Raw genomic sequence first — 20,649 nt, forward strand, 5'->3', positions numbered from 1 at the left:
GCAAAATCAGGTTTAATCCTCAAATCAGCTAAATCCCGATTCAGGTTATTTTTTCTTGAGACTGGCTAAATATTCAACTAAATCGACTAATTCCTGGGTACTCATGGCCTCCTGTAAGCCTGATGGCATCATGGAGGAATCTATTTGTTTCATGGAGACAACGTCAGACATTTTGTAGTTCTGGGTTACACCACCAGGGAACTTCATTTGCAGATCGGTTTCGGTTTTGCTGGACACAATACCGGTCATGGAACTGCCGTCTTTAAACTTAACGTCCCATCCTTCAAAGCCAAAACTGATACCCGCGTCAGGGTGTAAAATAGCTAGATATTGGCCTTCTTTAGGCAGTTTAGAGCCAATTTCGGATAGTTTTGGGCCAAAGTCCATGCCGTCGCCATTCACCTGATGGCAGGTAGAGCAGTTGTTTTTAAAGGTAACTATACCCTTTGTTGCGTCACCAGTTAAGGCAAGCAATTCATTCAGGCCGGGTAGTTTTTTGCCTTCAGCGCTCTTACCGCCATCTAAAAAACTGGCTGCCTGCTGACGAACATTTTTTCGCCAGTCGTTACTAACACCCTGTACCGCAGCCTTTTTGTAATCGCCTTTAATGTCGCCGGATTTTAGGAGAGATACGACCAGATCCGCACCTTCCATACTACCCCCCAGCGACCGAGTGGCTTCCCGACGTAATGAAGCCGGGCGTTTATCGTCTAACGCAACTGTTTTCAGGATACCAATGGATTCTTTGTTTCCGATACGGCGTAAGGCTACGAGCATGCTGGTAGCGGCTTCGGTATCTTTATCATCTATAACTTCCCAAACCAGTGGACTTCCTCCCTGCTTCAACAATTGCCGGGCGGCATCGCGTCCCATACCATCCATCGCCTTCTTCACGGCTAATTGTTGGAGATTAGCATTTTCGGAAACCGGTTCGTAACGCGTTACAAGTTCAATGTATTCGGGCGTTCCGTATACGTCTTTCATCAGCTTGGTGAGCGCTGTGGTGGCCACTGGTGAGCTTTTTACGAAAGCAGGGTCGAGGTGGCGTAGTGCCAGTTTGGTAACGTCAGTTGAGTTGCTGTTGGCTTGTAAAATACTCAGCAGGGCAGTTGATTTTTCGGTGGCACCGGGGTTAAAGTCGAATGCCCGGAAGTAGCGCAACCGCTGGCTGAGGTCAACTGACGGATCACCTGCGAGTTTAGCCAACAGCGGAACGGATTCTTTTGTACGAGCCCGCCAGACTATGTCGCGGCCACTGGCATTGGCGAGCGGGTCACTTTTCATCTGCTTTATCCAGGCCGTGTAGTAGCTATCCCAATTGCCTTCGGCTCCGATGCCTAAGGCTTCCAGATACCATCGGTCTTTACCATCGTACTGACTAGCCAGTTGTGCCCATAGCGCGGGAGCATCAGGAGATGCACTTCGACGAAGAGCAATAATGCACTCTCTGCGTACTTGTGCGTCCGGGTCGTTGACCAACTGCTTTAGGTATGGAATTACATCAAGTTTTAGTTCACGAGCGGCCCGGAGTGCGGTAATCCGTAAATCGGGATTGGTACTTTTTAGTGCCGTTTCAATGTATTTTGGGCCTTTGTCCAGCTTGCTCAACAGCCACAATGCGCGGGCCTGCATCCGTGGATTATCTGACGATTTATACAGATTGGCTAATGGTTTTTCCGCTTTTTTGTCGAGTTCACGCAGTTTCTGCCAACCCGCATAGCGGATAGACATATTTGGGCTTTGTAAGGCATCGATAGCACCAGCCGTAGTTGTAAGGTCTACTTTGGGCATGGTGTAAGGCGAGTTCGGTGGAGCTACGCGATACACGCGCCCCCGGTTCTGATCGCCCGCCTGGTGGCCTCCTACGCCTGGATCGTACCAGTCCGCAATAATGAGTGAACCATCGGGTGCTACACATACGTCCGCAGGCCGGAACCACTGGTCACGGGCGCCTTCGAGTACATTCACAATTTCGGCTTTATAACCTGCTCCATCTTTCTGCACCGGATATGACCGTACCACATTGGGGCCTGCATCGCAGTGAATCATTTGATTCCGGAAAACTTCGGGCAATAATTTGCCTTCATACACAATCATTCCCGTTGGCGAACCGGCCCCGGTCTGGAGGAGGTTGGGTACCACGCCAGGGTCGTTTAAGTGCCAGTGTCGACGGGGGATTTCGGGCTCTATATTTTCGCGATTGGCTTGCCAGCCTGCGCCCGTCATTTCGTCGGTATAGCCGTAGTTACCCCCTTCCATGACGTAGTTGATCCGAACGCCCTTGTTGCCATCATCGTCGTTATCCGACTGCCAGAGCGTTCCGTACGAATCAACGGCGACCTCATAGTTATTCCGAAAATTCTGGGCCAGCATTTCCACGTTTTTTCCGTCGGGGTCGCAGCGGAATACCATGCCCATTTTGAAATTCTGCTTATTGATGGTTTTACCGGTAACCATATCCGTAACGGCATTACCGTCTTTATCGAGAAGCTGGCCACCTTCGTTTCCGAAGTTAAAATACCATTTACCATCGGGCCCGAACACAAACGTGTGCATGCCGTGGTCGTGCTGTTCTCCCCCTATACCAGTGAAAAGCAACTCTTTTTTGTCGGCTCTATCGTCGCCGTTTTCGTCGGTGAGAACCCACACATTGGGGCTGTCGGAAACAATAACTTTATTGCCCTGCACCCAAATACCCAACGGTGATTCAATACTCGGGTCCTGGTAGAATACTTTCGAAACGTCGGCTTTACCGTCGCCGTTGGTATCTTCCAGAATCACAATGCGGTCGCCTTCTTTGTGAGTCGGGTTACCGTTGATAGCCGGGCGGTAATTATAGGCTTCACACACCCACACCCGACCTCGTGAATCTACATCGATGTCGGTTGGGTTCGTTAGCATCGGCTCCGAAGCAAAAAGAGTCGCTTCCAGGCCGGGGGCTACGTTCAGGCTCCCAACGGCATACTTAGGGTCGTGTTTATCGTCGTCGTTCAGTTTGGCAAACAGCCTGGTTAGGTAATTTCCTGATGCTGCGTTCAGGTTCCGGTTCTGATAAGCGCCGATAAAACCTCCGCCAATTAGAAAACCAGCTGCGGAAAGGGCAACTGCCCGGCGTATAAAAGCAGAGCGTTTAGATGCGAAAAATGAGATCATATGCGTGAGCAACTAGGCGAGGTTAGCTCGTTAACGAGTAGTAGGCTATCTATTGAGTAAAAATAACAGTAGCGCCAGTTTATACCCATTGCCTCTCTGTTTTTGGGTTAATTTATTCCTGCGATAAATCAATATTGTTCTCTTTTATGTACCATTGTATTGCCACATGGCATTCACCTAAACACGTATAGCAATGGGTTTTCTGTATTCTATTCTAATCGGGGGCGTTGCTGGTTACATTGCAAGCCGGATCATGGACAGCCACAATCCCTGGTATATCAATGTTATTCTGGGTATTGTAGGCGGCTTTTTAGGTGGGTTTGTTGCCCGTAAGCTTGGCAATGATCCCGACAATGACGGCCTGGTTATGAACTTGCTTATTGCCGTAGGCGGTGCTGTACTACTTATTTTTCTGGGGCGACTTTTTTGATTGAACGTAGATTACTTTAATTTTAAAAAGGGACGATACAGCTATACGCCTGTACCGTCCCTTTTTAGTTAACAACGCAGTTGTTCAGGCTGTTAACAGGCGCTTAGATAGATTAGCTAGTACTGCTTCATCTGGCATACCTACCTGTCGCCATAGTTCGATGCCCTGACGAACCAATACAAAAGTGGGCATATACGTAACATCAAAGCTCTGAACCACATCGGGGTAAGTGGCCTTATCTATCTTCAGTACACGTGCTAAGTCGCCGAGATGCTTTTGCAACCCGTTTGCCAGTGTAAGTAAGGCAGCCCGTTGTTGGTAGTTTGCCTGCTCGGATGGCATGAAAATCAATAAAACCGTCGATTTCCCGGGTATTAGTATTGGAGGTGAATCGTCAAGTTTCATAACAGCGTAGCCTTAACAACAGAATAATCATTTTTTATCGATGTAAAAGTGGGGCTTTGGTTCAGTAAATGAATTGATGAGCGTCAGTTGTACCCCTGATTGTTATACTCGTTGCGGTGTATAAATAGTAATTCTACAAGTAGTCAACTATTGATAAAATGGTTTCTTGTAGAAGTGGTTTATTAGTTTTGCTATAGTAGTAGTTAGTGTTTGGAGAAATACAGTGTAATTTGACTTCATAATCCTATCGGGATCTGCCGATAGACATAGCTGTCTCCCTATGCTAACCGATTTGTATTCTTCCTCTTTGACCGACCTGCTTTTCGAGAAAAGCGATGAATTTATTGGTATCTATGACCTAACGGAAGAGCGGTTCGTTCGGGTTAATCGGGCGGGGGTGCGGTTGCTTGGATTCTCATCGGAAGAAGCCTTATTAACCGACCCCATTCGGTCACGCTCGTTGCGCGTCCAACCGCTGGAAGATCAACACCGGATCAGCTTAGTTGAGCGACTTATTCAATCGGGAACTCACGAAGAGACCACCCAGATTGGTCGGCAGGATGGCAGGACATTTTGGGGACAACTTGTTATAAGTGCCTTTACAGCCCAAAATCGGCCGTATGCGCTCATACGGCTTATTGACCAGGATCGCCTGCATAATACGGAGCGAGAGTTAGAGCATAGTGTTCACCGCTACGAGGCTATTTTTTCCTACGCAACCATCGGCATTATTGTTAGCGATCAACAGGGTTGTATTGTCTCGGCTAACCAACTGGCTAATCAGTTGTTCGGTTATGCTTCCGGAGAATTGGTGTCTAAAACAATTGAGCAACTCGTGCCTATGGGCGTGAGTCGCTATCACGAAAAACTCCGCCAGTCCTTCAACGCCGATCCGCATGTACGGGCCATGGGGCATAATCGGGATTTACATGCGCAGCGCAAAGACGGATCTGTATTTCCCGTCGAGGTGAGTTTGAGCTACTTTCGGCTGGAAGAGGAACTCTATGTGGTAGCCTACATTATTGACATTACATTAAAAAAAGAAGCAGAACAGCAACTGCTGGCGCATCGTGATCATATTGAGCAGCTTAATGCCGATCTGGAGCAGAAAGTAGCGGATCGTACGCAGGCACTTCTGAATACACTTGATCAGTTGGAACAGTCGAAGGATGAACTGGCTAAAGCACTGGTTGCTGAGCGGGAGTTAGGGGAGCTAAAATCTCGCTTTGTGTCGATGGCTTCGCATGAGTTCCGTACGCCACTAACGGCTGTGCTAACCTCCACCACATTAATTGAGAAGTATCCTGGGGGTGATCAACAGGACAAGCGCCTGAAGCACCTGAACCGTATCCGGGCGTCTGTTACCCACCTCAACGATATCCTCGAAGAGTTTTTATCGGTCGGTAAACTAGAGGAAGGTAAGATTGAAGCTCATTCATCGGAGGTAGATCTGGCAGAGCTGGTTGGCGAAACCATTGCCGATATGCAGGGTATGTTGAAAACGGATCAGCGAGTGCAAACCCACTTGTCATGTCTGGCCCCGATCTGGATAGATCCCTCAATGTTTCGGAAAATTCTGGTCAACCTATTGTCTAATGCCATAAAGTACTCCGGGGTAGGCTCGATGGTTACGATAGGATGCAGGTGTCTGGATGGGTATTTAACCCTATCGGTAGAAGATCAGGGTGTAGGTGTCTCAAAGGAAGACCAGGAGCATATGTTTGAACGGTTTTTTCGAGCTCATAATGTGACTAACATCGCAGGCACAGGGCTAGGACTACACATTGTAGGGCGTTATGTAGAATTGATGGGTGGTCAGGTATCGCTGCAAAGTGAGTTGAATAAGGGAACCATAATCACTGTAATTCTTCCGTTCGAAAGGCCTGATGGAAGCAAGTAGTAGGCTAGTAGGAAGGAGCTTAGTTATTCCGCAAGCAGTACAGCCTCCTGAGGCAGCGAGTAGAGTTGTTCATAATACTCGGTTGCCATTCGATCGGAGTCGAAATAAGGGACAACATCCTGCATACTGGCTTTAATCATACCAATCCACTTGTCGGGCTGCTCGTAATACATCGGCAAAATAACCGTTTCCAGGAGAGTGAAGAGATTGTCTGCATCAAACGCGTCCTGTTCATGGGTGGGCCAGCTAAGATCCGCTTCAGGAAGGATGAAACTGTTGAAGCCAGGCCGGGCAAATTCGGGTATCCAGCCATCGTTTGTCGAACAGTTAAGGGCTCCATTCATAGCGGCTGTCATACCGCTGGTTCCTGATGCTTCACGTGTTAGTCGGGGGGTGTTCAGCCACAAATCGGCCCCTTGTTTCAGCAGTCTCGACAAATGGATCTCGTAGCCGACCAGAACAGAACAATTGACGAACTGTTTGGATACATGAGCCAGCCGATCGAACGTACCGATACTAGCGTAATCGAACGGATAGGGTTTTCCTGCCCAGATGAGTTGTATAGGATACCGGGGGTTGGTCATCATGCGCTCAAACCGGGCAGGGTCAGAAAGCAGGAGGTCGGCACGTTTGTAACCCGCAAACCGGCGCGCCCAGACCATTGTAAATACGTTGGGATCGTAAAGGTCGCCCGTCTGATCGGCCACTTCATCAAATAAACGTTGTTTCCTCGTTTTCTTACGGGCCATCAGCCGAATATAATCATTAGTGGCTGCGGCTGTATCCAGGATTGGATCGCCCCAAAATCGGTTATTCTGTGCATTGGTGATGGACAGAATCGGAGCCAGGTTATTGTAACCCTGCCACATAGCCTGGCTAACCTGTTGGTGTTTTTTCGAAACGGCATTTGCACGACCAGCTAGCCTAAGAGATCCCAGCGCCCAGTTGAACTGGTCATCGGTGATTCCGGTAATACGACGAACCTCATCCAGGTCCAGATAATTGAAAAAACCCATCCGATCCAGTAAGCGGATATCAGTTCGTGGATTACCTGCTTCTTCGGGCGTATGGGTCGTGAAAACCAAACGGTCTTTAACAGGCTCACGGCTCCCCCATTGGCTGTACAAATAAAAGGCCAACGGTAGCGGGTGACTCTCATTCATATGGTATACGTCTGGCGTGATGGCTAGCTTTTCCAGTAATTTGGCGCCACCAATGCCCAGAAGAATGCTGGATGCGATCCGGGTTTCGGGATTGGGGTCGTACAGTTTATGACAGATTGTTTGCGCCAGATAGTCGTTCTCGGGCAGATCGGTTGAGAGGAAGTAGGTTGGCGCTGTGCCAAAGACTGTAGGAGGCAGGTAGTAAGCCGTAACCCAGACGGGTGCATGATTGACCTGAATCTGAAACGTTATATGGGTTGGCTGAAGAAAGCTATACTGCTTTTCCAGGAACAGAACATCCATTGTCTGGTCGCCCTTGCGCACCTGATCGTAGTAGCCGTATTTCCAGAGAATACCAATGGCCACCACGGGCTGTTTCAGGCTATAAGCGCTTCGCATGTGTGACCCCGCCAAAAAGCCCAGGCCTCCCGAATAGGTTTTGAGTGCCTGACTGAAGGCGAATTCCATGGAAAAATAAGCAACCTGGCGGGTTGGTGCAGGTGAGCTCTCGTTGTTTATAACGTTCATGTTATCAGGTTTGTAATGAACCACCCAGGGCAGCCATTATAGTCAACAGCTGTCTAATTTTATTGTTATCGGTTTATACGCACGATTCAATTATACATAACTATAAGTCAATCTGACTCCAGTTATATACGTCCCGATTAACCACAATGGCACCTGTTTCGTCGATATCGAGCAGGTTGTAGGTAATAATAACGGGAATGGGGTGCGGCAGGTGAATGGTTTTCGGACTGTTCTGTTTTTGACAGGTGGTTAGGAAAGAAGGATTGAAGCGAGATGATCCCAGGGCAAGATTGGCTAGCTCAATGGGCTTTTCAACCCGGATACAACCGTGACTGAGTGCTCGTTTCTCGTGGGCAAACAAAGACCGCTGATTGGTATCGTGCAGGTAAATGTCGAAGGGGCTGTTGATCGTAAATTTCAGTACACCCAGGGCGTTATCGCAGCCAGTCGATTGCCGAAGCCGATAAGGAAAGGTTTTTGCCAGATTTCCTGACCAGTTTACCGAATCTGGATGGACGATTCTTTCCTTCGAGTCAATGATCTGTAGATTCATTTCGGCCAGTACGGTGGCTGGGTTCTTCCGAATTTGCGGCAGCAGTTCTTTGATCGCAATCGAGCGGGGCACATTCCAATAGGGGTACGTTACGATGTCGGTGAGCTGTGCCGTAAAACAGGGAGTCGGTGTGCTGGCTTTGCCAACAATTACCCGACTGTTCAGTAGCGTAGACCCTTGCCGGTCAATGACCCGCATGGAGGCCGAGGGAATGTTGATAACGACCCGTTTTTCGGCGGGAAAGCGGTTTAGCCAGCGGTAAGTGTTGAGTGTCGTTTTGACTTGTTCAATAGTTAGCGAATCGGCCATGTAGTCGTCAACCAGGCAGCGCATACAGTATTCCTTTAGCTGCCGGTAGTTGCGGTCATGTAATTCCAGTGAATCTAGCAGTGGGCACCAATCAGTTCCAGCCAGAAACTGCTGAGTAAGTTGGTTTATTCGTACCATATCAAGTTGCTCATGCAGGCCCTGATAGCTGATTCGCGGGGGGGGCTTCCCGTAAACAATTTGTGTAAAATAAGTTGTCAGGCAAGCCACATCGGGCGACGGACAAAGACTATCTACACCGATCTCGTTCCCATATTGACGCAGGCGGGTCCAGTCGTCGCTGGTTTGGGCTGTAGACAATAGAGGAAGTACCAAAAAGAGGACAATCAGGTTGCGTAGAACAGACATAAAGCAGCTCGGAAGGAGATGCTCAAAACTAGACGATAGCTGCCCGTTTTTTATTGATGATTGTCAGTGGGTTACCTGAAATCTGTCAATTCAGTGTCTGACGCGTATCATAGGCTTGTTGGGCTACGTACAACCACATTTGTATCGTTAAATCTCTTTTCAGGGCTCATTCCGGGCCTACTTGCCTACTCATCTAAAACCATGACATTCGAACCCGCTTCTCAGTTACTGGCCTTTGTATTACCAATGTCGTTTCGTAAAGGCGATTTAACCTTTAGTCCAACGAACAACGTACGTGATGAAATCCATATACCAGTAACGCCGGATACGAAACCGCGTCATGTTGTATCAACGGCCCAACTTGCCAAAGGGATCTGGCGGGTTGTCCTCAACTGGTCTGACGGTAGATTACAATACCATGATGAAAAAGAAATTAGTGTTGTTTGAGTCGCTGAAGATTGCTGATTAACCTATTCGTTCACCCATATGATTTATAATTTATGAAAACTCGACTACCTATAGTAGTTCTATCCGTGCCTAAACTGCCCAGCGCAACGGTTAGCGCGTTGGTTCTGGCTTTTATCTTGTGCCTGGGCGTTGTGACTATATCCACCGCTCAAACCATTAACTGGCAAAAGGCGCTTGGTGGATCGAAAAATGATTCTGTTACCGCCATCCTGGCGACTGCAGATGGCGGTTATGTGGTAGCGGGTTCAACGACCTCCAATGATGGAGAGATAAGTGATTATCGCGGAGGAGCCCACGACGCCTGGATCGTTAAACTCAATAGTGCGGGCACAATTGTCTGGAAAAAGACGATTGGTGGCACGGGAGACGATCAGGCCAGTGGCATAACGGCAGGCCCCGATGGAAGCTACGTTGTAACGGGCGTAACTACCTCTCGCGATGGCGACATGAGTGGCTTCAACCCATTTATCCCGATCTATCTGTGGGTGTTTAAGTTTACAAGTGCTGGTGAGATCGTTTGGAAGCAGTATAAGGATGAGGCAAGAGGTTTATATGCCACATCCATTATTACCGCATCCGATGGTGGATACCTGGTAGCGGGTTATAATTTTAATCGGGGCTTAAAACCAGGAGGCCGTTTATTTTCTGTGATAAAACTGAGTGATTCCGGGAGTATTATCTGGACGCATTACTTCGGGGGTTCTTTCGGAGATGATCTGTTGTCGGCCATAACGGCAAGTCCAGACGGGGGCTGTGTTGTTGTGGGTAAATCGTCTTCCTATGAGATAAGGGGGGCAATATTCGCTACGGAGACTGATCACATTAAAAATCATAATCAGTATACTACGTATGATGTTTGGGTAAGTAAGCTAAACAGCGACGGGATGTTAACCTGGTATAAATTTTTTGGGGGAATCGGTCTGGATTACGCGAATGGTGTTAAAGCAACCCCCGATGGCGGCTATGTTGTAGTAGGTTACACCGAATCTGCCGATGGTCCATATGGGGATGTGAGAGGTGTTTACCATGGCAACGGAGATGCATGGATACTTAAGCTCAGTAGCACCGGCGATTTGCTGTGGCAAAAAACACTGGGAGGAAGTGGGACTGATAATGCATACGCCATCACGCCGACGGCCGACGGTGCCTATCTTGTAGCAGGGACGACTAGCTCGAATGATGGTGATGTGAGTGGAAACCACGGTGGCAGTGATGCATGGCTTATTAAACTCAATAGTGTTGGGGACATAATTAGCCAAAAGACCTATGGTGGAACAGGGTTCGATGCCGCTCTGGTCATTACAGCCACAGTTGATGGTAGCTATGTGTTAGCCGGATCAACAACGTCCAATGATGGTGATGTGACTGGTAATCATGGCGATCAGGATGCCTGGGTAGTTAAGTTGGGGTCCGATAGTCCACCACAGAAAGACGCGCTCACCTTTTTGTTACCTACCTATCAGTGTGAAACGGGCTGGCTGGTGCTCAATACGACCGGTGGAAATGGGGCCCCTATTGACTATAAAGTGCCCGGTCTGCGTGATTGGGGTTCCTCGCCCGAATTCTTTGTGCCGACCTATCAACGGAGCGGAATGGTATTCACCCTTTATGCCCGCCAGAGTGGGAAAGAATATACCACACAATACACAAATTCCTGCGCTACCCAGTTAACGCTCATTCCGCCGACCTATCAATGCGAATCAGGCCGACTGGTACTCAATATCACTGGCGGTAATGGAACTTCGATTGAGTATAAGGTGCCCGGCTTACGGGATTGGGGGCTTTCTCCTGAATTTTTCGTTCCCACTTACCAGCGGAACGGGATGGTGTTCACAATCTACGCCCGCCAGAGTGGGCAGGAATATACGGCTCAATACACAAGTGCCTGTGCTAATCAGTTGACATTGATCCCCCCAACGTATCAGTGCGAAACCGGTAAGTTAGTGCTCAACAGCACGGGCGGGGATGGGTCGGCCATTGAGTATAAGGCGCCTGGTCTGCGGGATTGGGGACTTTCTCCGGAATTCTTTGTGCCAACCTACCAGCGGAACGGAATGGTGTTCACCCTCTATGCCCGCCAGAGTGGGAAAGAGTATACCACTCAGTACACAAGTGCCTGTGCTAGCCAATTGACGCTCATTCCACCAACCTATCAATGCGAAACAGGTAAGTTAGTGCTCGGCAGTACAGGTGGCGACGGATCGGCCATTGAGTACAAGGTGCCCGGCCTGCGCGATTGGGGACTTTCTTCGGAATTCTTTGTGCCGACTTATCAGCGGAACGGAATGGTGTTCACCCTCTATGCCCGCCAGCGCGGTCAGGAGTATACCACTCAATACACCACAACCTGTAACCTGGTTAGCGCCCGACTGGCCAGTAGTCTCGAAGTTGGTACTGGTTTACAGGTCAAATTACTGGGCAACCCTGTTAATCAGGAAGTGGTTGCAGAAGTTACCGGCGTACAGGGGCAAGCCTTGCAAGTGAAACTAACAGATATCAGAGGGAGAGTAGTTGGTCAACAACAGATCGAACAAGCGCAAGTCGCTGAGCGACTGGTGTTGAGCCTACCGATAGAGGACTCTAGCTTGCTACTGTTAGAAGTAGCGACGTCCACTGAGCGTAAAACGCTACGGGTACTTTCAAAGTAAACGAATTGGTTCATGCCCGCGTGACTCCTGGTAAATCAAAAAAACGCCCCTAACAGTTGGGGGCGTTTTTCGTAGGAGCTATTGTCGTATTTAAGTGTAGGTTATTGATGAGTTTATAATTGGCCAATACAACAAAAACCAATAACTTAATAACCAGGCATAAGTGATTGACGATGAAACTGGTTTGTTCAGTACCTAACGGCTTACTAACCGACTGTTTAGGCTCGCAAGATCAGTACAGGCTGATTGGCATGATTCAGGACGTCTTCGGCAACACTGCCCTCAATCCAGTGCCGAAGGCCTTTGTACCCATGCGTGTAGAGCACGATCATATCCGCGTTTACATCCTCGGCATACTTGATAATGCCAGCCGGTACAGTTTTATCATGCCAGATGTCGAGGGTATACGGGCTGATTCCTTTTGCCAGAGCGTAGTCCGCTACCCATTGCCGAATGCCCTCGGGTTGTCGGCTATCACTGAGTGTCAATACGTACACAAAGTGGCGGAGACCTTGGTCTGTTAGCAGAAAGGGATACGAATGGCTTTCTTTTAGCTTTTCATCTATGTCGATTGCACAGACGATATGGTTAGGCTGGAAGTGGGCAATAGGTTGCTTTACAACCAGGACCGGGCAACTGGCATACCGAACAATAAGTTCAGCGTGGGAGCCTTCCAGCCATTCCATTAGTCCCGATGCCCTTTTTGAGGCTAGTACAATCAGATCGGCGGGTTGCTCATTGATGCAGCGAATCAGCCCATCTAAATTACTACCCAGTTTGGGTTTTATCGTTACGCCAGCATATCGGGGGTTCGCAATGAGTTTCCGGAGGGCTGCCTCTGCTTCTTTACGGGCATCCTGGTAGTTTTCTGCCATGGCGACTGAAAGCTCTGGAGAATATTCCGCAGCCGCCTGGGGGATCAACTCATAAAGCACCGTGTGGAGTAAAATTAGTTCGGCCTGATAGGTGCGTGCCAGACTGACAGCCACATCGAGTGCATACTGAGTGCTTAGACTTAGGTCAGTTGGAACCAGAATCGTCTTCATAATGAGTACAAGTTTGTTTTATGCCCCAAAGCAACTCTTTGTTTTGTTGATTTTAGTTGATTGATGGCAGATGGTAACTTGATTATAATCAATGTCTTGCCTAAGAGGAGTCATCTATGGACGAGTATACCCTGTTTAGCTTGCAGCCGTATCTTAAACCGCTTACAGCTATGAACACGTGGGTACTTCGATTCAGCCAGATCAATAACGGCATGATTGCTCAGGTTGGTGGTAAAAATGCATCACTGGGTGAGCTATTTAATGGGCTCCGGTTCTATGGCGTTCGCATTCCCGATGGGTTTGCCCTTACCACTGAGGCTTACCTTGAATTTATCCGGTATAACCAATTAAAAGAGCCCATTCAGCAACTGGTCAATGAGTTAGATATACAGGGGTTTACCAATCTGGCCACAATTGGCAGCCAGATTCGGGCATTGATTCAGCAGGCAACGCTGCCCCCCAACATTGTTGAGGCCATAAAAAAGGCATTCGATGGGTTAAAACGGCATTATCAGGAGACTATTCAGGTAGCGGTCCGTAGTAGTGCTACTGCCGAGGACCTGGTTAATGCCAGTTTTGCCGGTCAGCACGAATCCTTCCTGAATATTAAAACCGAAGAGCAACTATTAACAGCCTGTCAGGCCTGTTACGCGTCGCTGTTTACCGATCGGGCTATCAAATACCGTCAGGATAACGGATTCGATCATCTGAAAGTAGCGCTGTCGGTAGGGGTACAGAAAATGGTTCGCTCCGATCAGGCATCTTCCGGGGTGTGTTTTACGGTCGATCCCGATACCGAGCACGCCAATCTGATGCTGATTACCGGTAGTTGGGGACTGGGCGAAAATGTAGTGCTGGGAAATGTCAACCCCGATGAATTTTACGTCTTTAAACCGTCTATCAATCGGATACCCAATGCCATTGTTAATCAGAAACTAGGAGACAAGTCGGTCACGATGGTCTACGCTGACTCAACGGAAGCAACGAAGCAAACGGTAAATATCGAGACGCCACAGGAACGACGGGAACAGCCAGTACTGACGCATAGCGAGGTGAACCAACTGGCTAGTTGGGCCTTACTGATTGAGCAGCACTATGGCAAACCCATGGATATCGAATGGGCTAAAGATTATATTGATCAACAACTCTACATTGTGCAGGCCCGGCCCATTACCAGCATTGGTGCAGCAGCTCCCCAACTCACAGAATACCACCTACAGGCACCGGCTAAGGCATTAACGCAGGGCCAGGGTATTGGTCAGCGCATTGTAACGGGAACCGCCCGGGTAGTGGCCTCGCCCAAAGATGTACCTGCGTCAATCTGCTCGACCGACATCCTGGTCACCGATATCACTACGCCCGACTGGGACCCGATTCTCAAGAAGGTATCAGCCATAATCACCAACCGGGGAGGCCGAACCAGTTACGCGGCTATTGTAGCCCGGGAGGTAGGGGCACTGGCGGTTGTGGGGACCAATAACGGCAGCGAGGTTATTCCAGATGGGGCTACCATTACAGTTTCATGCCTTGATGCGCAGGAGGGGTTTGTTTATGAAGGGGCTATTCCATTTACCCAGGAGATTATTAACCTAATAGACCTGCCCAAACCCCGAACTAACTGTATGCTGATTCTGGGCGACCCCTCGCAGGCACTTCGGCTGGCGCAACTACCCAGCGATGGGGTGGGCCTCATGCGCCTGGAGTTTATCATCGCGAATGCCATTGGCATTCACCCGATGGCCCTGGCTCGCTTCGATCAGGTAACCGATGACGCCGTCAAAAATGAGATTAATCGACTAACGCGGCACTATCAGGATAAGAAGGAGTTTTTTGTGGACAAACTGGCTCAGTCGGTGGCCTTGGTCGCGGCTAGTTTTTACCCCCGGCCAGTTATTGTTCGGATGAGTGATTTCAAAACCAACGAATATGCCAATCTGCTGGGAGGGTGCGACTTCGAGCCTCTGGAAGAAAATCCAATGCTGGGCTGGCGTGGTGCCAGTCGCTATTATGACCCACGGTACATGGATGGCTTCCGACTGGAATGTGAGGCCATGCGACGGGTGCGCGACAAGATGGGTTTTGTGAATGTGAAACTGATGATTCCCTTCTGCCGGACTGTAGAAGAAGGCAAACGGGTGCTTGCCGTCATGGATACATTCGGCCTTACTCGGCAGGAGAATGGGCTGGAAGTTTACGTTATGGCCGAGATTCCCAGTAATATTATGCAGGCCGAAGCCTTTGCGGAGCTGTTCGATGGCTTTTCCATCGGCTCTAATGACCTGACCCAACTGGCGCTGGGCGTTGACCGGGACTCCTCTACAGTACAGGGGCTTTTCAACGAAAACGACCCAACCGTACGTGATCTGATTGCGATGCTGATCAAAAAAGCGCGCCATGCTAACCGCCCCGTGGGGATCTGTGGACAGGGGCCCAGCGACAATCCGGATTTTGCGCAGTTTCTGACCGAAGAAGGAATCAATAGCCTATCGCTGACACCCGATGCCTTCCTCCGTGGACTGACAACGATCCACGACGCAGAAACGAGGTTGATTCTAAATTCAGTCTAGGTCGCGACTCCAATGAATAGAGTGAAAAAGGAAGGGTTTTATAGTCTACTCCTTGTATTTCTGTTGCCAATGCTAAGCATGGGGCAGTCTGTACGGGGTGGGGCTGGGTTTTTCTACGGGGGGCTGGGTGTATGGCCAGGGGCGGCCAATGCGGTTCAGCGGGTGAGTAACACCGCAGATCCACTTGGCAACGACCTGTATCGTATGCTGGGGGCCGAGATTTATGGTCGTCGAAATCGGTGGTTAGTGGGAGCCGGTGTCTCCGCGTTCATCAACCAGCGCGTTCAGGATGTAAGCGCCCAAACAGCCATCGAATCATCGGCATCAAATGCGCATATCTGGGTAGGCTGGATTGTGTGGCATACGAAACGAACGAAACTGTACCCCATTGTAGCGCCAGGAATTAACTCGTTTAACGTCAACTCGACTCCGACAGGTGGCCTCACTACAACCCACACCCTCGATGGTTTTGCTACCGACGTGGGCATAACCATCGACTGGCTTGTTTTGAAAACGGGTTCCGATCCAACCCTGTATGCCGGGCCGATGCTACGTATTCGGGCGGGGTATCGACTGGCATCGGCTTCAAATGAGTGGCATGGTGATCGAAGCGGCTCCACCATACTATTGCCGGTTACCTATTCACCCCACGGTTTTTTTCTTACACTGGGCATTGGCGGAGGGGGATTTCGGCATCCATAAACGCTAGAAGAATTCCTGAAGGAGCTTTAGTGTAGCCTGTGTAAAGTCAGGTTGAGTCCTGAGCCATATCATAGGCTACTATCGGTAGAAAAGCCAATTTTGGTATGTCAAGATCTAGACGTGATTTCTATGGATATTGCCTTTTTTAGTGCATTGCCTTTCGAGAGAACCTGGTTTGATCAGTACTGCGCTCATCATCAGATCACGTACATTCCCGAAATGCTAACGCTGGAAACCGTTCATATGGCAGAAGGCCACCGGGCCGTATGTGTTTTTGTGAATGATGACCTTAGTCGTCCTGTTCTCAAAACATTGAAAGAGCTGGGAATCAGCCTTGTTGGTATGCGGTGTGTTGGCTTGGATAATGTGGACCAGTTGGCTATTAGTGATCTGGGTATGAACCTGATAAATGTACCTGGCTATTCACCTTATTCCGTGGCCGAACATACCGTTGCTCTGTTAATGGGCCTGATACGGCACCTGCCCGAAGCGAACCAGCGGGTACAGTCCGGTAACTTTGCCATCGACGGACTGATTGGTATGGACTTACACGGAAAAAACGTTGGTATTGTTGGTACGGGGCATATTGGCAGGGCATTCACCCGTATCATGCAGGGGTTTGGCTGTAAGTTGCTGGCCTACGATATCAATCCTGATCGCCGACTCCTGGAAACGGGCGTGACTTATGTTTCATTGGGAGAGCTTCTTCACCAATCGGATGTAATTGCGCTCCATTGCCCGCTTACGCCCCTGACCGAAGACCTCATCAACGACCATACGTTGTCTCTTATAAAACCTACGGCTATTCTGGTCAATACAGGCCGGGGGCGTTTGGTTGATACGGTTGCCGTGCTTGATGCGCTGGATGCCGGGCAACTAGGTGGTTATGCTGCTGACGTGTATGAGAAGGAGCGACTCTATTTTCACTACGATTTTTCGGACAGACCGATCGCTGATGACGTACTGAACCGACTACGCAAACATCCTAAGGTCTTGTTGACTGCTCATCAGGGCTTTTTAACCGAAGATGCCCAGCAACAAATTGCCCGGAGCTTACTGAACCAGTTCAGCTTCTACGAAAACCAGCAGATGTCGCTGGTTACGAAAGCGTCCATGTGTTAATCATCCCTATGGTGTACTCCTATGCTTCGTACGTTAGTTGCTATGTTGCTGATGGCCCACGGCCTTCTTCATGTCCTGGGATTCCTGAAACAGTGGCAGTTAGCCACCGTAAGCCAGCTTAGTGGTAAATCATGGATACATGTATCCAACGAAACGTCTAAACTGTTAGGACTCCTATGGCTTCTTGTCTGTTTGGGCTTTTTGCTGGCCATGGTGAGTTGTCTGCTCCAACGTGACTGGTGGTTGCTTGTTGCAGGAGTTAGTGTCGTACTCTCGCAGGTACTCATTATCATTTACTGGCCGGATGCACACGCTGGTACACTGGTAAATGTGGGTATCGCTCTGGTACTGGTATTAGCTTATTCGCACGATCGCTTTGAGATGCAGGCCGACCGGGAAGTTCGTCAATTGCTTAGACAGCCTGCTGATGATCAGCGTGTGGTTACACCGAAAATGCTCAACGGCTTGCCCACTCCTGTGCAACAATGGTTACAGGCAAGCGGAATAGTTGGGAAAGAGCGCGTCCATACCGTGCGGCTGCGGCAGACTGGTCTGATGCGTACGAGTCCAGAAGGCCGATGGATGCCAACAAAAGCAGTGCAGTATTTTGGTGTCGATAAGCCGGGGTTTGTTTGGGAGGCTGATGTACGCATGCTACCGTTTTTGCCCTTATCGGGTCGGGATAAATACGCCGATGGGAAGGGAAATATGCTGATTAAGGCGCTGTCATTAGTGCCTGTGGTCAATGCGTCGGATGCGAAAACCGATCAGGGAACCTTACTACGATATCTGGGCGAAATGTGCTGGTTTCCTTCGGCAGCGCTTAGTCCATTCATACAGTGGCGGGCTATAGATGCAACACATGCCCAGGCAACAATGAGCTATAAGGGCGTATCGGCTACCGCCGTGTTTGCTTTTGATGAACAGCATCGACTTACCAGCGTATCGGCCAATCGGTACATGGGCGGTGGTAAAGATGGGAAATTAGAAAAATGGTATATCCCCGTTCGTGACTGGAAAGAAATGGATGGCGTGGTTATTCCTGTAAAAGGTGATGTTATCTGGCGGCTACCCACTGGGGATTTTGACTATTACCAATGGGAGATTACGGATATCGACTACAATTACCCCGTATTGTATTAACCTGAATATTGGCTAGTGTAGGAGCCAGAAAGCAATCCTACGTTCGTGAATCAAGTTTATTTTTAACCAAATCAGTACTATGAAAAACGCACAAAAATGGGTTCTATTGGTGGCTATCGCGCTGCTGCCATCCTGGCTTTTGGGCCAATCGCCCAATTACAAACAGCCAATGAGCATCAACGCCCAGGGGCAGATTAAAGACAGTAAAGGCACATCAATTGGACTGGTAAGCAAAGACAAGATTATTAAGGATGCCAATGGGCAGAAAATAGCCTTTGTGGATGGGCAAGGCGATTTAGTCGATGCGAAAACGGGTAAAAAAATGGGCCGAATCGGGAAGGACGGGAAAACTTACTATGATATCAATGGGGAGCTTGTATTCACGGTCAAGGACAACGCCGACGAAACCTGCGACATTGTTGATGCAAAAGGTAAGAAAATCGGAAACGTCCACGATAGCTATAAATCCCTTGCGTGTGCCCTCCATTGCTTTCAAAATCAACATACCCATATGAGTCGTAAATAAAGACCAGGTGGTTTTGTGCCAGGAACCACTTAACAAATAAAGCCGCCTGATGAGTTAATATCACAGGCGGCTTTACTGTTGCAGATTGTGGCTTTAGCGCGTGTGCTAATCTATACACGGGCTAAAGCCACATCTACGAACAACAGCTAAGCGCTAGGCGCGCATAATGAGCACAGGTAGGCTGGCATGATTCAGAACGTCTTCCGCCACACTGCCCGACAGGAGGTGCTGTAAGCCTTTGTGGCCGTGTGTGAACAGAACAATCAGGTCTGCTTTTGTTTCCTCAGCATACTGAATAATACCATCGGGTACATTGTGGGCGTGGCGGGTCACAAACTCAAATTCGGTGATTCCCTTGGTTGAGGCAAACTCATTTACCCAATCACGTACACCATCTGGGTCTCGGTTATCGGTTGGGGTAATGATGTAGAGAAATTGATGTAAACCCTGTTCGCCCATCTGAAATGGGTAAAGGTGTTTAGATTTCAAGCGGTCGTCTACATCGACTGCACAAACGATGTTTTCGGGTTGGAAATGAGTAATGGGATGTTTGATAACCAGTACCGGGCAATGGGCATACCGAACAACGGCTTCTGCATTCGAGCCAATCAATAACTCTTCCAGGCCAGATGCGCCCTTCGAGGCCATCACGATCAGATCGGCCGGTTGGTCGGTGATGGCACCTACCAGTCCCTGCCCATTGGTAAGTAAGGTTGGGGTGATTGTAACGCCAGCATAGGCTGGGTTATTGGCCAATGCCTGCAAGCTTTGGTAGGCATTCTGCTCAATTTTTTCGTAAGCAGCCAAGGTACTTTCTGTGACAATAGGTAGTGCTTCTGCGTACGTAGGCGTAAGCATCATCATCGGGTAGGTTACCGAGTGCAGTAAACTAATTTCGGACCCGTAGGTTCGGGCCAGGCTAACAGCTACCGATAAGGCTGAGTCGGTGAGAGGACTAAGGTCGGTAGGAACAAGGATGGTTTTCATACGTAGGATTTGTTTGGATGACCAGGCAAAGCAACCTGTTTACATCTCAGAATTGACTGATAAATGATGGCTAACTAGCTGATTTTCATCAGATGAGTAAAGTCATTTAGCTGCCTGACGTAACTCTGTATGTACACACATAAGGGGGCGTAATTTTGGTCTGCTACCTAAATCTGCTATTCGCCATGTTACGTGACCTATCGCCCGAAGTGACAGACTATTTGCTGAGTACTCAGTTTTTTGGTCGCCTTGGCTGTGCTGCCGATGGGCAGGTTCTGGTTATACCCGTCACTTATCTCTATGATGGACATGCGATCTATGGCCAAACGCATGAGGGAACTAAAATCAACATGCTTCGGAAGAATCCGGCCGTCTGCTTTGAAGTCGACGATGTGTACAGCCCTTCCTGCTGGCGTAGCGTAGTGGTGCAGGGCATATATGAAGAATTGCATGGCGATGAACGGCAATACGCCGAACAGCGGCTTGGGCCGGGGCGGGTTGCACCCGTCAAACAATCCCAGGATGGGCAACATGAATCAGAAGCGGTAACCCCACCTCCTACAGTGGTTTATCGTATTCGTATTCTCAGCAAAACGGGCCGAAGCGAAATCAAGGAATAACCACCTGTTATCT

General features: G+C 49.1%; 16 protein-coding genes. 10 read left to right on the forward strand and 6 right to left on the reverse strand.

Annotated elements, in window-relative coordinates; translation table 11 throughout:
* Positions 1-45: 45 nt before the first annotated feature.
* Complete coding sequence (locus ACYVGO_RS03925) at positions 46-3,153, reverse strand: PVC-type heme-binding CxxCH protein (RefSeq protein WP_460967659.1); 3,108 nt, start codon at positions 3,151-3,153, stop codon at positions 46-48.
* 193 nt (positions 3,154-3,346) lie between these two features.
* On the opposite strand from ACYVGO_RS03925, the gene ACYVGO_RS03930 reads away from it, so the two are divergent.
* On the forward strand, positions 3,347-3,583 hold the full coding sequence (locus ACYVGO_RS03930) for a GlsB/YeaQ/YmgE family stress response membrane protein (RefSeq protein ID WP_142770523.1): 237 nt from the start codon (positions 3,347-3,349) through the stop codon (positions 3,581-3,583).
* A gap of 84 nt (positions 3,584-3,667) precedes the next feature.
* On the opposite strand, the gene ACYVGO_RS03935 is transcribed toward ACYVGO_RS03930, so the two are convergent.
* Positions 3,668-3,988, reverse strand: a complete 321-nt coding sequence (locus tag ACYVGO_RS03935; RefSeq protein ID WP_142770524.1) for a thioredoxin family protein — start codon at positions 3,986-3,988, stop codon at positions 3,668-3,670.
* Between the two features lie 280 nt (positions 3,989-4,268).
* Between ACYVGO_RS03935 and ACYVGO_RS03940 the strand changes: the two genes are divergently transcribed.
* Complete coding sequence (locus ACYVGO_RS03940; protein WP_460967662.1) at positions 4,269-5,888, forward strand: sensor histidine kinase; 1,620 nt, start codon at positions 4,269-4,271, stop codon at positions 5,886-5,888.
* Positions 5,889-5,911: 23 nt separating this feature from the next.
* On the opposite strand, the gene glgP is transcribed toward ACYVGO_RS03940, so the two are convergent.
* Both glgP and ACYVGO_RS03950 read right to left on the reverse strand, forming a co-directional pair.
* Positions 5,912-7,579: an alpha-glucan family phosphorylase gene (gene glgP / locus ACYVGO_RS03945; protein WP_460967663.1), complete on the reverse strand. Its 1,668-nt coding sequence runs from the start codon at positions 7,577-7,579 to the stop codon at positions 5,912-5,914.
* Between the two features lie 100 nt (positions 7,580-7,679).
* Positions 7,680-8,807, reverse strand: coding sequence for a L,D-transpeptidase family protein (locus ACYVGO_RS03950; RefSeq protein ID WP_460967665.1), 1,128 nt, complete (start codon positions 8,805-8,807; stop codon positions 7,680-7,682).
* Between the two features lie 201 nt (positions 8,808-9,008).
* Here ACYVGO_RS03950 and ACYVGO_RS03955 point away from each other — a divergent pair, with 201 nt between their 5' ends.
* Together ACYVGO_RS03955 and ACYVGO_RS03960 are read left to right on the forward strand one after the other, a co-directional pair.
* Positions 9,009-9,254: a hypothetical protein gene (locus tag ACYVGO_RS03955; protein WP_142770528.1), complete on the forward strand. Its 246-nt coding sequence runs from the start codon at positions 9,009-9,011 to the stop codon at positions 9,252-9,254.
* Positions 9,255-9,307: 53 nt separating this feature from the next.
* Positions 9,308-11,923, forward strand: a complete 2,616-nt coding sequence (locus ACYVGO_RS03960) for an autotransporter outer membrane beta-barrel domain-containing protein (RefSeq protein ID WP_460967667.1) — start codon at positions 9,308-9,310, stop codon at positions 11,921-11,923.
* A gap of 218 nt (positions 11,924-12,141) precedes the next feature.
* Here the strand turns inward: ACYVGO_RS03960 and ACYVGO_RS03965 are convergent, their stop codons facing one another.
* Positions 12,142-12,969, reverse strand: coding sequence for a universal stress protein (locus tag ACYVGO_RS03965; RefSeq protein ID WP_460967669.1), 828 nt, complete (start codon positions 12,967-12,969; stop codon positions 12,142-12,144).
* Positions 12,970-13,139: 170 nt separating this feature from the next.
* Here ACYVGO_RS03965 and ppsA point away from each other — a divergent pair, with 170 nt between their 5' ends.
* The 5 genes from ppsA to ACYVGO_RS03990 all read left to right on the forward strand — a co-directional run bounded on the left by ppsA (position 13,140) and on the right by ACYVGO_RS03990 (position 19,029).
* Positions 13,140-15,536 carry a phosphoenolpyruvate synthase gene (gene ppsA / locus ACYVGO_RS03970; protein ID WP_460967671.1) on the forward strand — a complete coding sequence of 799 codons (2,397 nt, stop codon included), beginning with the start codon at positions 13,140-13,142 and terminating at the stop codon, positions 15,534-15,536.
* Positions 15,537-15,548: 12 nt separating this feature from the next.
* Entirely contained in the window at positions 15,549-16,238 is a 690-nt protein-coding gene (locus ACYVGO_RS03975; protein WP_460967673.1) for a hypothetical protein, read from the forward strand.
* A 129-nt stretch (positions 16,239-16,367) separates the two neighbouring features.
* Positions 16,368-17,360 (forward strand): 2-hydroxyacid dehydrogenase, encoded by a 993-nt coding sequence (locus ACYVGO_RS03980; RefSeq protein WP_460967675.1) that lies wholly within the window; start codon positions 16,368-16,370, stop codon positions 17,358-17,360.
* A gap of 21 nt (positions 17,361-17,381) precedes the next feature.
* A complete protein-coding gene (locus ACYVGO_RS03985) occupies positions 17,382-18,503 on the forward strand; it encodes a DUF6544 family protein (RefSeq protein ID WP_460967677.1) in 1,122 nt (373 codons plus the stop codon).
* Between the two features lie 79 nt (positions 18,504-18,582).
* Positions 18,583-19,029 (forward strand): 5-fold beta-flower protein, encoded by a 447-nt coding sequence (locus tag ACYVGO_RS03990; RefSeq protein WP_142770535.1) that lies wholly within the window; start codon positions 18,583-18,585, stop codon positions 19,027-19,029.
* Between the two features lie 153 nt (positions 19,030-19,182).
* On the opposite strand, the gene ACYVGO_RS03995 is transcribed toward ACYVGO_RS03990, so the two are convergent.
* Positions 19,183-20,016 carry a universal stress protein gene (locus tag ACYVGO_RS03995; protein WP_460967679.1) on the reverse strand — a complete coding sequence of 278 codons (834 nt, stop codon included), beginning with the start codon at positions 20,014-20,016 and terminating at the stop codon, positions 19,183-19,185.
* Positions 20,017-20,201: 185 nt separating this feature from the next.
* On the opposite strand from ACYVGO_RS03995, the gene ACYVGO_RS04000 reads away from it, so the two are divergent.
* Positions 20,202-20,636, forward strand: a complete 435-nt coding sequence (locus ACYVGO_RS04000) for a pyridoxamine 5'-phosphate oxidase family protein (RefSeq protein ID WP_460967681.1) — start codon at positions 20,202-20,204, stop codon at positions 20,634-20,636.
* The last annotated feature ends 13 nt before the right edge of the window (positions 20,637-20,649 follow it).

It is taken from the genome of Spirosoma migulaei (genome assembly GCF_054776855.1).

What these genes read in the sequence shown, in the direction of transcription:
- ACYVGO_RS03925 (WP_460967659.1), bottom strand. Translation starts at nt 3,153, where the DNA reads ATGATCTCATTTTTCGCATCTAAACGCTCTGCTTTTATACGCCGGGCA.
- ACYVGO_RS03930 (WP_142770523.1), top strand. Translation starts at nt 3,347, where the DNA reads ATGGGTTTTCTGTATTCTATTCTAATCGGGGGCGTTGCTGGTTACATT.
- ACYVGO_RS03935 (WP_142770524.1), bottom strand. Translation starts at nt 3,988, where the DNA reads ATGAAACTTGACGATTCACCTCCAATACTAATACCCGGGAAATCGACG.
- ACYVGO_RS03940 (WP_460967662.1), top strand. Translation starts at nt 4,269, where the DNA reads ATGCTAACCGATTTGTATTCTTCCTCTTTGACCGACCTGCTTTTCGAG.
- glgP (WP_460967663.1), bottom strand. Translation starts at nt 7,579, where the DNA reads ATGAACGTTATAAACAACGAGAGCTCACCTGCACCAACCCGCCAGGTT.
- ACYVGO_RS03950 (WP_460967665.1), bottom strand. Translation starts at nt 8,807, where the DNA reads ATGTCTGTTCTACGCAACCTGATTGTCCTCTTTTTGGTACTTCCTCTA.
- ACYVGO_RS03955 (WP_142770528.1), top strand. Translation starts at nt 9,009, where the DNA reads ATGACATTCGAACCCGCTTCTCAGTTACTGGCCTTTGTATTACCAATG.
- ACYVGO_RS03960 (WP_460967667.1), top strand. Translation starts at nt 9,308, where the DNA reads ATGAAAACTCGACTACCTATAGTAGTTCTATCCGTGCCTAAACTGCCC.
- ACYVGO_RS03965 (WP_460967669.1), bottom strand. Translation starts at nt 12,969, where the DNA reads ATGAAGACGATTCTGGTTCCAACTGACCTAAGTCTAAGCACTCAGTAT.
- ppsA (WP_460967671.1), top strand. Translation starts at nt 13,140, where the DNA reads ATGAACACGTGGGTACTTCGATTCAGCCAGATCAATAACGGCATGATT.
- ACYVGO_RS03975 (WP_460967673.1), top strand. Translation starts at nt 15,549, where the DNA reads ATGAATAGAGTGAAAAAGGAAGGGTTTTATAGTCTACTCCTTGTATTT.
- ACYVGO_RS03980 (WP_460967675.1), top strand. Translation starts at nt 16,368, where the DNA reads ATGGATATTGCCTTTTTTAGTGCATTGCCTTTCGAGAGAACCTGGTTT.
- ACYVGO_RS03985 (WP_460967677.1), top strand. Translation starts at nt 17,382, where the DNA reads ATGCTTCGTACGTTAGTTGCTATGTTGCTGATGGCCCACGGCCTTCTT.
- ACYVGO_RS03990 (WP_142770535.1), top strand. Translation starts at nt 18,583, where the DNA reads ATGAAAAACGCACAAAAATGGGTTCTATTGGTGGCTATCGCGCTGCTG.
- ACYVGO_RS03995 (WP_460967679.1), bottom strand. Translation starts at nt 20,016, where the DNA reads ATGAAAACCATCCTTGTTCCTACCGACCTTAGTCCTCTCACCGACTCA.
- ACYVGO_RS04000 (WP_460967681.1), top strand. Translation starts at nt 20,202, where the DNA reads ATGTTACGTGACCTATCGCCCGAAGTGACAGACTATTTGCTGAGTACT.